Raw genomic sequence first — 13,154 nt, 5'->3', positions numbered from 1 at the left:
CCACATTGATAATTTTTTCTAATTTTTCTAAAACGAATAAAACACGCTTCTGTAATAGTAATTTCTAGTACAGAAGCATATCTTTATGGCAGTTTGTTAGTGCTGGTATGGGTTTTATCTATTCTATCAGCGTTTAAAAAAAGTAACTACAGTAATCTAATTTTACAATTGCAGTATTTTGAGACTTTTCTAAAAATTGATCATGAATTAATTTATTCGCATATTTTTTATATTCCTTCTATTACAACTACAGAGAAAGGAGGAATAGTGATTTCTAGTTTCCCTTTTTTGTTTTCGAAACCTTTAAAAACTGTTGGGGTAATTTTATTTGGATTTTCGAATGAATTGTAATCCTGTAGTTTAGGTGCAGTTATTATTGTTCCAGTGAAATTTTTAGCATCAAGATCTTTTGTGTCAATTTCTATTTTGTTTGTTTTTTTTGCATCAATATTTACTAATGAAATATGAATGGCACCATTTTTATCTTTTGAAGCTGATGCGGATATTGCAGGAAGTGTTTGTCCATTAAAAGTATACAATGGCGATTGAAAAATTACTGGCAATAATTTAGCATCTTGATGAACGCTGTACATTTTCATTACAGAATAGGTTGGAGTTGTAATCATTTTTGCTTTATCTGTTAAGATTACAGCTTGCAAAACGTTTATGCATTGTGCCAAATTTGCCATACGCACTCTGTCTGCATGGTTGTTGAAAATATTTAATGTCGCTCCTGCCAGAACAGCATCTCTCATAGTGTTTTGCTGATATAAGAAACCAGGATTTGATCCTTTTTCGACATCATACCATCCGCCCCATTCATCAACTACTAAAGCTACTTTTTGCTTTGGATCATATTTATCCATTATGGCGGAATGTTTAGTAACAAGCTCTTCCATTTTTAAAGCTTCTTTCATGGTAGAAAAATATTGATCTTCTGTAAAATCGACACCATCTCCTTTTTTATTCCAGTCAATAACTGAATAATGGTGCAGCGCCACACCTCCCAGCATGTTGAGAGGAACGTTTTTCATTAAGGTTTCAGTCCAGCTATAGTCTGAACTGTTTGCTCCTGAAGCAATACGGTTTAAACCGTCTCCCATAAATGTTGCGTATTTTTTATATTCGCCTGAATAATAATCGGCTGTCATGTTGCCACCACAACCCCAAGCTTCATTCCCTATTCCCCAGAATTTGACTTTCCAAGGTTCAGTTCTTCCATTTTTTTTTCGCAGATCACTCATTGGACTTTTACCGCCAAAGTTGGTATATTGAACCCAGTCAGCTAATTCCTGCACTGTTCCGCTGCCTACGTTTCCGGATAAGTATGGTTCAGCCCCAAGAAGTTCGCACATATTTAAAAAGTCATGCGTGCCAAAACTGTTGTCTTCGGTAACGCCGCCCCACCATTGGTTTACAATTGTGGGTCTGTTTTCTTTTGGGCCAATACCATCTTTCCAGTGATACGTGTCAGCAAAACAGCCCCCTGGCCATCTTAAATTTGGTATTTTTAATTCTTTTAAAGCTTTGACAATGTCATTGCGGACACCTGCTGTATTTGGTATTTTGGAAGTATCACCAACAAAAAAACCTCCATAGATACATCTTCCTAAATGTTCTGCAAAATGACCATAGATATTTTTGTTGATTGTTGGTGCATCTGCAGTATTTTTTATGGTAAGTGCTGTAGTTTCTTTTTGTGCAAATCCAGTTTGGCTCAAAATAGATGAAATAAACAAAAATAATAAGACTTTTTTCATAGATAGTATATATAATTTTTAATGTAATTGGTATCGTAATTCTTGATTCCAATTCTTAATTGGGAATCGTGGGGAGTATTATATTCTGAATATTGACAAAATATAAGTGTTATTTATACATTTGTAAATTTAAATAAAAAAAAAGCACTAATACAAATTAATCTAATAAAAAAACGAGTAAAAAAAAACGGATATAATAGCTAAACAAAAAAATAGTATCATTTTTTAGTTATCTCTTTGAAGAAAGCTATAACGTATTGTTTTAAAAAGTTTAATTTTTTATGCTTGTTTTGTTGTCAGAGGAGGTAATCTAAAAGTAAGAGAATTAGTTCTTCTTAATTTCTAAAACTACTCAATGCGCTGTCGTTATGTGAAAAAAGCCTACAGTTATAGGCTTAAAGTTCTGTTATGAAGGATGACTCGTATTAGTGTATAAGCCACACTAAATTAATTTGGTAGTTTTAAGGAAGTTCTTATATTTACAGCTTATATATAGATGTTAATATGTTAAATAGTTATAGTACAGAAGATAAAGCTCTTTTAGCGGTCGATTGTATCATTTTTGGCTTTGATGACGAGGGTCTAAAAATTCTCTTAATTAAAAGGGACTTCGAACCCGAAAAAGGAAAATGGTCTTTAATGGGAGGATTCCTTAAGAAAGAGGAAGTATTAGACGATGCCGCCATCAGGGTACTGAATACTTATACAGGAATTCAGGATATTTATATGGAACAGCTTTATACTTATAGTGAAATAGACCGTGATCCTGTTGAGAGAACGATATCGGTTGCTTATTATGCTTTGATTAATGTTGAAAATCATAATGCTGAATTGATTCAGAATTATCATGCCAAATGGTTTAGTGTTTCTGAAGTGCCAAAGCTGATTTTTGACCACGATAAAATGTTAGCACATGCCATTAGAAGACTGCGTTATAGAACCTCAATGAAACCTGTTGGCTTTGAGCTTTTGCCTGAAAAATTTAAAATGAGCCAGCTGCTTAAGCTGTATGAATCAATTCTGGACAAAGAAATTGATAAAAGAAATTTTATCAGTAAAATCAATTCACTGGATATACTAATAAAATTGGATGAAAAAGATATGACTTCGTCAAGAAAAGGTTCATACCTCTATACTTTTGACAAAGAGAAATATGATGCTAAACTTTTGAACGATTTTGCTATAAACTTTTAAATAGTTTGGCTGATATAAAATAAAAAAGGAAGATTCAATCGAATCTTCCTTTTTTATTTGGGGATAAATAGGATTTGATCTTAGCTGTTTCCTTTTTGGTAATCAGCCAAGAATGTTGCCAATCCGCTGTCAGTCAAAGGATGTTTTAATAATCCGGTTATTGAAGATAACGGACCAGTCATTACATCCGATCCTACTTTGGCACAATTAATTACGTGCATAGTATTTCGGACAGAAGCTGATAAAATCTGTGTCTGAAAATCATAATTGTCATATACCTGTCTGATTTCGGCAATTAGTCCCATACCGTCTGTACAAATGTCATCCAGTCTTCCTAAAAATGGAGAAACATAGGTAGCACCCGCTTTGGCTGCAAGCAATGCCTGTCCAACTGAGAAAACCAAAGTCACATTAGTTCTGATTCCTTTATCAGAAAAATATTTGCATGCCTTTATTCCGTCTTTAATCATTGGGATTTTAACCACAATCTGCGGATGTAAAGCGGCCAGTTTTTCTCCTTCGGCAATCATTCCTTCAAAATCGGTCGAAATTACTTCGGCGCTTACATCACCGTCAACTAATTCGCATATTTTTACATAATGTGCAAGAATGTTGTCGGCTCCTGTGATTCCTTCTTTTGCCATAAGCGAAGGATTTGTTGTTACTCCGTCTAATATTCCTAAATCGTTGGCTTCTTTGATGTCTTTTAAATTTGCTGTATCGATAAAAAATTTCATATTTTTTTAAGTTGCTAAGATCCTAAGTTGCTGAGATTCTAAGTTTTTTTATCTCAGAACTTTGAAGCTTATGGTTTATAATTAGTTTTTTTAAGTTGCTGAGATTCTGATTTTTTTCTCAGTAACTTAGCGGCCCAGTAACTTAGTTACTTCCTTTGATATATTTCAGTATTTCTGCAGCAACGCTTAGGCTGTTAAACCCGAATTTTTCATCCAGAACACCCGCCGGTGCTGAATAGCCAAAATGATCCAGTCCTGCTATTTTTCCGCTGTCGCCTATTAATCCTTCAAGGTTAACTGGTAATCCTGCCGTAAGTCCAAAAACTAATTTCCCTTTTGGAATAACGCTCTCCTGATACGATTTGGACTGTGATTTAAACAATCCTTCGGATATTATTGAAGCGATATTTACCTTCAGATTGTGTTCTTCTTCTAAAATCACTGCAGCACCGATAAGCGTAGAAACTTCCGATCCGTTTGCGATTAAAGTAATGTCAGGATCTGTAGTCTGTTTTACCAGATAGCCTCCTTTTTGGGCTCCAAGAGCTTCATCATATCTTGAATTTTGAACTGCCGGAATATCTTTAATACCCTGTCTGGAAAGGATTAAAGCCGTTGGAGTATTAGTATTTTTCAAAGCCATATCCCAGGCCACCGAAGTTTCAACGGCATCGGCAGGGCGAAGTGCCAAAAGGCTTTGGTGTCCCTTATGGTTTTTTACTTTTTCTAATAGACGCATCTGTGCTTCCTGCTCGATTGGCTGGTGTGTAGGTCCGTCTTCGCCCACGCGGAAAGAGTCGTGTGTAAGCACATATTTCACAGGAAGTTCTTGAATGGCTGCCAGTCGGATGGCTGGTTTCATATAATCTGAAAACACAAAGAATGTTGCCACTACAGGGACTACACCGCCATGGAGAGCGATTCCGTTGGCAATGGAAGTCATCGTCAGTTCGGCAACTCCTGCCTGTAAAAAGGCACCGCTGAAATTATTTTTCTGCAGTACAGATGATTTTTTCAAAAAGCCGTCAGTTTTATCACTGTTGGATAAATCGGCAGAGGAAACAATGATATTTTCAACGTTTTCAGCCAGATAAGCCAGTACTGCTGATGAAGCATCTCTGGTCGCCGCATTTGGTTTCTGAACCACTTTACTCAAATCCAGTTCCGGTAGTTTTCCCGATAAAAACAGTTCCATTTTTTGTGCCAATGCCGGATTTTCATTCTCCCACTGTGCAATCTGCTGTTTTTTGGCAGACGCTTTTTCTGTTTTTTGGGAGAGAATAGCAGCATAATGCGAAGCTACTTCCTGATAAATTGTAAAAGGATCTTCCGGGTTGGCTCCTAAGTTTATTAAGGTTTTTGTGTAATCGGCTTTGGTGTCACCGATAGGTTTTCCGTGCAGTTCGCATTCACCTTCATACATGCCTCCGTCAGCAGTAACACAGCCTTTGCCCATGATTGTTTTTCCGATAATCAAGGTCGGTCTTTCCGTTTCCTGATTGGCAGTATCAAGCGCTTTTCGGATCTGCGAATGGTCGTGGCCGTCAATGGTGATTACATTCCATCCCCAGGCCTGGTATTTCATAGCAGTATCTTCGGATGTTACTTCATCGGTCATCGAAGAAAGCTGTACGTCATTTGAATCATAAAACATAATGAAATTGTTCAGCCCCAAATGTCCTGCGATTCTTCCGGCTCCCTGCGAAATCTCTTCCTGAACGCCCCCGTCGGTAATGAATCCGTATATTTTGTGGTCAAAAAGGCCTTTGAATCTTGCTCCAAGAAATTTGGCAGCAATTGCTGCTCCAACCCCCATTGTATGACCTTGCCCAAGAGGTCCTGAGGTGTTTTCGATTCCTCTTAAAACATCCACTTCAGGGTGTCCCGGCGTTACCGATCCCCATTGTCTGAACTGCTGTACGTCTTCTTTTTTATAGTTTCCTAATAAATAATACTGTGCATACATCAAAGCCGATAAGTGTCCCGCATCCATAAAGAAACGGTCTCTGAAAGGCCAGTCCATCTGTGATGGATCATAATTTAAATATTCCGTGTATAAAATATGCATAAAATCAGCACCTCCCATGGCACCTCCCGGGTGTCCTGAATTTGCTTTTTCTACCATAGAGATAGCCAGCGCTCTTATATTGTCTGCGGCTAAATTGTCAATTTTTTGGTTCATAATTTATGGTGTTAATTTTTTTTATAACTGTATCGGCGGTTTTTTGAAGTTGGTTTTTTGATAAAGTATTTTATCTTTTTCCAAGATCTTTTATAAATGATTTTAAAATATAAAGCAGTTTTGTTTTGCAGCTTTATTCAAATAGCAGGAGTTTATTATTTTGTTCAGGTTTTGATTTGTCTATTCAAATAACTATTTGGATCTGAGATTATAAGTAAGAATAAAATAATAAGTGTAAAAAACACATTTACAAATATAGGCAAATTTATTTTACAATAGCAAAAAGAAAATATCATTTTTTTTATAAGTTTTGAATGCGTCTATATCTAAAAAAATATGAACTGCATTTTTTTCTAAATGCAAAGAAGTGCCGCTTAAGTTTTAGCTTAAATAAAAAAAACCTTTTGTGTCTTTCTTTGCTTTATTGAAAGAGACAAGACACAAAAGGGATGTAAGGCAATAAGGTATATATGCTGCAAAATATTCTGTTCCAGACAGAATAACTGCTTAGCTTACCAGTCGAGTTTGAGCAGGGAAACTGCCTGTCTGGGCAAGGAGATGTTGATTTCCAAAGCTCCCTCTTTTACATTTAGTTTTTGCGGGTTACCAATGGTTTCTAATTGACCGGCTTTTTCAAGCGCTGTTACTTGTTCTGCAGTTGGATTTTGCGGAGAATCCATTTTTTTCCAAACTTCGTATGAGTTGCTGTGCAGGCTGTCGATGGTGTAATGGGTGAGTGTTACTTTTTTAGCTTTGATACCGCTAATGCTGACCTGAACTGATTCAGCAGTTTCCAATTGGTCAAGATCATGGTAATTCCAGAGCATGATGGCAGCTGTTTTTTTATCAGCGCTGGCAAGTGCACCAATTTCAGACTGTTCACCGCGTACGCTGTTCTCTACAATTGCATCCAATGGAGTCATGCGGCTACTTTGTACAGCTACGCGTTTACCACTCATTTTACCAAACATACGGAATACATTCAGTACTGGTTTATCGACTCCGTTTGTTGCCAAATCACGGAAACCATAGAACCAAGGCTGGTTTTCGAATTCAAATGACCAGGAAACCGCACCTAGAAAATTGACATTATATTTATCGGCCAGCAGATATTTTCTGGCAAACGATGCTGCTGTGTAACTGCTGTACATAGTGCCGTTGCGGTAAGCGTTCTGCGGATTGGTAGCCATGCCGCAGGCAGCACATCCTTCCGGGTCGCTTTCACCAATGATGATCGGGAGATTTTTAGTTTCCGGATAGGAGGATGCAATTTTGAATCCGGTCGAAATGTCCTTTAACTGCGGTGACATATCCATTCGGACTATGCCGTCCACTAATTTTGGATTTCCTTTTGCGTGAAAAAGAAAAGCATCCAGTGGTGAGCCTTTTTTGCCTGTTGCATAATTAGTACCGCTGATGCAATGCTGTATAAAAGCATTTGTCCACTTTTGGGCATTTTCGCTCCTTGTTCCAGCGATATTAAGACCGCCGATTTTTGCTGTTGGAAGTGCTCTTTTCACGGCATCTGCCGAATAATCGTATAGCTTAAAGAATTCTTCCATAGTGCCTTTCCAGTAACCGTTGGGTTCGTTCCATACTTCCCAATACCAGCTTTCCACTTCTTTTTTACCATAACGTTCAACACTATGTTTTACCCATTGGTAAACTAGTTCTGCCCATTTGTTATAGTCTTTTGGCGGATAAGCCCAGCCCGTCAGAATATCGCTGTATGGATCTCCCGGTTTCCAGAAATGTTTATAAGGCTCGGGGTTTGTACTCATTGCTTGTGGCATAAATCCAATCTGCGCAAGCGGTTTCATACCGCGTTTGATATAAGTGTCAAAAATACTGTCGACAATTTTCCAGTTATATATTGGATTGCCATTGGAATCTTCTGTATAAGCATTTGTACTGCCCCATTTAAGTGCTGCAGTTCCGTCTCCGCTTACAAGCAGGCTGTGTGCTCTTACATATACCGGTACAGGTGAAAGTGCTGCTAATTCGGTCAGCAGTTTTTTGCCATCTTTCATGTAGGTGTAATTTGGTTCATCATATCCGAACCATGCCCACATTGGGTACATGTCTCCGACTGGTTTGTCCAGCATTATTTTTACTTCGGCTGATTTTTGCGGAACAAAGGTTTCCTGTGCTTTAATGGTAGTTATTGTAAAACTTACACATAGGCAGCATGTCAAAAAATGTTTAATCATAATATAAATATTTTAAGATTTTTGCTAAAAACCAACCCTTTCTTATTGAATAGTTATTCTATTTCAATAACCGTACTTCATAAATACCCGTAATACTAGAATTTGGCTTTGCCTTAAATTGTATCTGCAGTATTTTTTGTTTTCCTTCAATAATGGCTGAAGGAAGTTCAATTGTCTTGTCGATAAATTGATTTCCTTCGGATCCGTCCATCTTTATTGATACTGCCAAAGTATCATTGACATAAACATCAAAATCTTTATTCTTGTCGGCACCAAAATAAGTAATGCGCAGTTTTCGGGCTTCCAGAAGCAGATTTTTTAAATCGTAACTAAAGAAATCTTGTCCGTTACGGTAATGACGTTCTTTAAACATTCCGGTATCAGTCTTTTCTCCTTTGAAATTATGGTCTGATTCCGGCTGTTGTTCTCCGGCGGTAACTGCATCAATAGTAAGAGCTTCCAGTTTCATCTGAATTTCTTCCCGCTCTTTCATTGCTTTTTGTATTTCGGGCAGTTTTTCCTGCGTCGTATAAGGCCAATACAGCATGTATCTTGCATTGTGAATCTGGAAGAATGGAACGAGTTTCAGGTTTTTGTATTTTTCCTGATAAATAATATCCGAAGCGGAATAAGTAAAAGGTTTATCCGCTACGGTTTTCAATGAAGCAGCTAAATCAGTATTGCTGGAAACCAGTAATGGCGCATCTTCTATTGGATAAATCGGTCCGCTGGCAATATGCCCCATACGGCTGTCATCGGCTATTAAACCTTTAAGATCGGTTGTGTCCGTAATTGCTGCCAACACGATAGGTCCATGCAGAAAAGAAACCCAAGCTGATTTGTCCGGAAGCTGTTCTGTTTTGTTATGCATTGGTAAAATAACAGAAATTATATCTCCTGTTTTCCATTTTTGTTCGATGGAAACATAAGAATTCGCATCTTTTGAAATGCTGATTTCTTTGCTGTTGACAGTAATCTTCATTTTTCCGTCTTCAACCCAAGAAGGATAACGGAACTTAATGGCAAACTGCTGTGGTTTTTTTAATGTTAATGTTAATGAAGATTGTTCTTCAAACGGGAATTTAGTGTTTTGAGTTACAGTAATTCCTTTTTCTTTCCAATTCAGGGTCGAAGGAATAAAAAGGTTAACATAGAGATTTTGTTTGTCATGGGCATAAATCAGTTCGCCATATTTTCCGTGATTCTCTAAACCAGATCCCACACAGCACCAGAAAGACTGCTGCGGTTCTGAATACACTCTGTAATGACGCGGGCGGATAGGAGTGAAATACACAAATCCCCCCTCTGGATGCTGGGATGACAGTATATGATTGTAGGTTGTACGCTCATAATAATCTATATATTTTGAAGAAGGATTGGCAAGGAACAAATGCTTACTCAGTTTAAGCATATTGTAACTGTTGCAGGTTTCCGGGCCTTCTCTCGATTCCAGCATAGACGAAAAATCGTTTGTTGGGTTAAAGTGTTCTCTGACGCTGTTTCCTCCGATAGAAATCGTGCGGTTATTTACAACGGTATTCCAAAAAAAGTCTGCTGCATCTGCCCATTGTTTATCTCCATTCACTTCGGAAACACGCATAAAACCTATTACTTTAGGGATTTGTGTATTGGCGTGAATTCCGTTAAGGGCATCTGTATTTTTCAAAAGCGGATCAAGAATGGCTTTATGAGAGAATTTTTGTGCCAGAATCAGATATTTTTTATCACCTGTGATTGCTGCTACATCAGCAAAAACTTCATTCATACCGCCGTGTTCGCTGCGCAGCATCTGCTGGATTTGGTCATCGGTAAGATTTGCGGTAAGATTCAGGCACCAGTCCGAAAGCTGGATCAGCATTTTTTTGGCTTTTTCACTTCCAGTCAGAGTGTAAGCATCAGCCAGTCCGGCATATACTTTATGGATATTGTACCATGGCACCCATTTATTATTCAGGGAAAAGCTTCCGGCCTCAATTTTTCCTTTGGTAATTTCTTCCCATAATGCTTTGCTTCCCGGAACACCGCCAATGTATCCGTTTCCGTTTTTCTGCTGGCATTTTTCGAAACCATTAAGCATATAATCAAGCCTTTGTTTTATCTGCTGATTTCCAGTTGCTGCATACATTTCGGATAAAGCCGAAACATAATGACCGCCAATGTGACCATCAAGACCTGTATTTTCCCAATTGGGATAATTTTTTGCTTTTGTTTCCAATCCGGCTTCTTTGAAATAAGGAGCCAGAAGACGGTCTGCATCAAGCGATAAAATATATTTCAAATCGGTTTGCTGAGCTGCTTTAAAAGGACTGTCAAGCAGACGCACGGATGATAATGGAAAACTTTCAAGTTTGGCTGACTGTCCGTAAACGACCGATGCTGAAACTAATATTAGTCCGATCCAAAGCGTTTTTTTAATACTATTCTGTATCATTTTTTTGAATTTTATTTTTTTGTGCCAATTGTTTTAATACGATAAACTGTAAATGAATAAGCCGGTAATTCGGTTTTTGCTAACTCAGATGCTGAGCAGGATGTAACAGTTGGCCTTGCATTTTTATCGCTTGGTTCCCCTGTTAAAACTGTTTTTACAGCCTGCGTATTTTCCAGATTGCTGTTCTTTAAATCTACTGAAGTGCTGATTGGAATCGGAAGCATGTTTACCAGTTTTACAATCAGGTCGCTGCTTTTGGAATCGCGGATTACTGATATGGCGATACGGCTTTTTACATTTTCCTGATTGTTGGAAAGCGCAGTTTCGCTCGGAATGTACAGGTCGCCGTCGTTTTGTCCATAAAGTTTCTGTACTTCGTAGCCAACAGTTGGTTTTACTTCGGTATTATTAAAATATATCAGATTAGGATTCCATTGTGTATGTTTGTCTTTGGCTAATAATGGGGCATAAGAAGTCATGCTCACGACATCTGCATTGCGTTCAACAGAAGTAAGGTACAGCGCTTCGGACAATGCAGTTTCCAGACAGTTAGGTCTTCCTGGCAGGTGAGAGGCATATTCGCCCAGATACACTTTTGGTTTTGAGCGGTCATAGCTGTCATAATAATCCTGATTGTAGATGAACCAGCCCGGTGACTGATAGTAATGTTCGTCTACCATTGGCACACCCAATTTGGACGCGATATCCCAGCCTTCTTGGTAATCAGTGCCTTCAAAATTTGGGCCTACGGTTCCGATTACAGTTATTTCAGGATATTTTTCTTTCATAGCTTTGAAGATCATCGTAAAACGTTCTTCAAAAAGATCAGTGATAAGGTCTTCGTTTCCTATGCCTATATATTTTAAGTTGAAAGGTTTTGGATGTCCTGCTTCAGCACGTTTTTTTCCCCATTTGGTAGTCACATCGCCATTGGCATATTCGACTAGATCCAGAATGTCCTGTACGTAACTTTCCATTTCGGCCATTGGAATACCGCATTGCTGTCCGGCTCCTCCGGTTGATGAATTTTGGCAGGGTACTCCAGCGGCAATTACTGGTAACGGCGCAGCTCCAATATCTTCACAGAATTGGAAGTACTCGAAATAACCCAAACCAACAGTCTGATGGTATCTCCAAAGGTTAGGCATTGGTTTTCTCGTTTCCAACGGTCCGATGGTGTTTTTCCATCTGTAAATATTTTCTAACCCATCCCCGTGGGCAACACAGCCGCCAGGGAAACGCATGAATTTTGGTTTTAGATCGGCAATGGTTTGGCCTAAATCGGCACGAAGTCCGTTTTTACGGCCTTTGAAAGTTTTTTGCGGGAAAAGCGAAATCAGGTCTACATCTAATTCTCCAGTCATCTGCGGAACGATTTCCAGACTGGCATTAGCCTCGGTAATTTTCGATGTAATCACTGCATTGTATTTTTTCCAGTCTTTTGAAATGGCTGTAGTTGATGCTTCGCCTAAGACTTCTCCATTTTTGCCGACAAGACGAACAAGAAGTTTACCAGCTTTGCTTTCTGCCGAACGTGCAAATACTGAAAAATCATGTTTTTCGCCTGCTTTTACTGCAATTCCGTCAAAACCTTCATTTTCTAAAGCGGTTCCAGCCTGTTTAATCGAAAGTTTAGCGTAATGCTTGTTGTTAGGATGAATCGGGTTTATGGAATCGATGACATATTTTGAACTTTCGCCTTTTAGACTCCAAGATTTAGTGCTGTTCCAGGTTTTGTCTCTGCCTTTGGTATCGGCTGGAGTATATTCGAAGTCTCTGTTTTGAATCAGTTCGGCATACAGACCTCCGTCTGCACCATAATTGATGTCCTCAAAAAAGATTCCAAGCAGTGTATTGCTGATTTTTTTGTTTTTGGAAACATCGGCAGTAAATTTTGCATCAACAGGTTTCAAATCTGCAAAACGGTCTTTGTCAGTTTTAGCAGTTTCAGACCAAAGCAGATTTTTATAGGCTGACAATTGCTGAGTTTTTATCAGTCCGTCAACTACGCTCCAGTCTACTTTATTAATAGAACCTGTTTCTGATTTCCCGGAAATAATAATAGTACTGCGGGAGTTTTTATGCTCGGATACCGGAATGCTTTTAGTTTCTGTATACTTTTTAAAATCTTTGGTAGTTGTGCTCCATGCTTTAGTTTCTGCCTGTTCTTGGCTTATCCATGAAACGGTGTATTCCTGTTTTTCTTTATTGTAAGTTACCTCGGGCATCAGGCAGTTTTTATCTGTCATAACAACAGGATACGACTGGCGTCCCCAATAGAGAAGATCTTTGGACGAAGCGTGTGCAAAATTGCCGTCTTTCTCATTAAGGCTCCAAACGCAGTGCCATTGTCCGTCTGCGCCTGAAAATACTATCGGCGAAACCATTCTTTTTTGTGAACCCCAGGCTCCGTAATCGGAATGGATATAACTGTATTCCGGACCTATGGGATGCCAGTTGATTTTATCGGTGCTCCAGGCAAAATGAAGTCCGTCGAAACTTTTTCCAGAGGTATAAGAAAAGATATAGGCCACTTTTGGGTTATTGGCGAATGCCGAAAATGCTGTAAAAAAAGCAAAAAGCAGTCCCAGGAAATATTTTTTTTGTTTTTGAAAGTTGAAAATAGCTGTCATGATAGTT

7 protein-coding genes are annotated in these 13,154 nt (G+C 38.5%); 1 reads left to right on the top strand and 6 read right to left on the bottom strand.

Going from position 1 to position 13,154, the window contains the following annotated elements:
* Positions 1-227: 227 nt before the first annotated feature.
* Positions 228-1,760 carry an alpha-N-arabinofuranosidase gene (locus OZP07_RS20760; protein ID WP_281636600.1) on the bottom strand — a complete coding sequence of 511 codons (1,533 nt, stop codon included), beginning with the start codon at positions 1,758-1,760 and terminating at the stop codon, positions 228-230.
* 504 nt (positions 1,761-2,264) lie between these two features.
* Here OZP07_RS20760 and OZP07_RS20755 point away from each other — a divergent pair.
* Positions 2,265-2,954 (top strand): NUDIX hydrolase, encoded by a 690-nt coding sequence (locus OZP07_RS20755; protein ID WP_194643750.1) that lies wholly within the window; start codon positions 2,265-2,267, stop codon positions 2,952-2,954.
* A gap of 80 nt (positions 2,955-3,034) precedes the next feature.
* Here the strand turns inward: OZP07_RS20755 and fsa are convergent, their stop codons facing one another.
* The 5 genes from fsa to OZP07_RS20730 form a co-directional block, all read right to left on the bottom strand.
* The gene (gene fsa / locus OZP07_RS20750) at positions 3,035-3,691 is read right to left on the bottom strand and encodes a fructose-6-phosphate aldolase (RefSeq protein ID WP_194643752.1); all 657 of its coding nucleotides are present in this window, start codon (positions 3,689-3,691) and stop codon (positions 3,035-3,037) included.
* Between the two features lie 142 nt (positions 3,692-3,833).
* Positions 3,834-5,873: a transketolase family protein gene (locus tag OZP07_RS20745; RefSeq protein WP_281636599.1), complete on the bottom strand. Its 2,040-nt coding sequence runs from the start codon at positions 5,871-5,873 to the stop codon at positions 3,834-3,836.
* A gap of 512 nt (positions 5,874-6,385) precedes the next feature.
* The gene (locus OZP07_RS20740) at positions 6,386-8,083 is read right to left on the bottom strand and encodes a GH39 family glycosyl hydrolase (protein ID WP_281636598.1); all 1,698 of its coding nucleotides are present in this window, start codon (positions 8,081-8,083) and stop codon (positions 6,386-6,388) included.
* A gap of 58 nt (positions 8,084-8,141) precedes the next feature.
* On the bottom strand, positions 8,142-10,514 hold the full coding sequence (locus tag OZP07_RS20735) for a glycoside hydrolase family 127 protein (protein WP_281636597.1): 2,373 nt from the start codon (positions 10,512-10,514) through the stop codon (positions 8,142-8,144).
* Between the two features lie 11 nt (positions 10,515-10,525).
* A complete protein-coding gene (locus OZP07_RS20730; protein ID WP_281636596.1) occupies positions 10,526-13,147 on the bottom strand; it encodes an alpha-L-arabinofuranosidase C-terminal domain-containing protein in 2,622 nt (873 codons plus the stop codon).
* Positions 13,148-13,154 lie beyond the last annotated feature (7 nt).

Origin of the sequence: Flavobacterium marginilacus, assembly GCF_026870155.1 — a bacterium.
GTDB lineage: Bacteria > Bacteroidota > Bacteroidia > Flavobacteriales > Flavobacteriaceae > Flavobacterium > Flavobacterium marginilacus.
The sequence above is the reverse complement of the archived record's forward strand: the minus strand, read 5'-3'. Positions and strand labels throughout refer to the sequence as shown.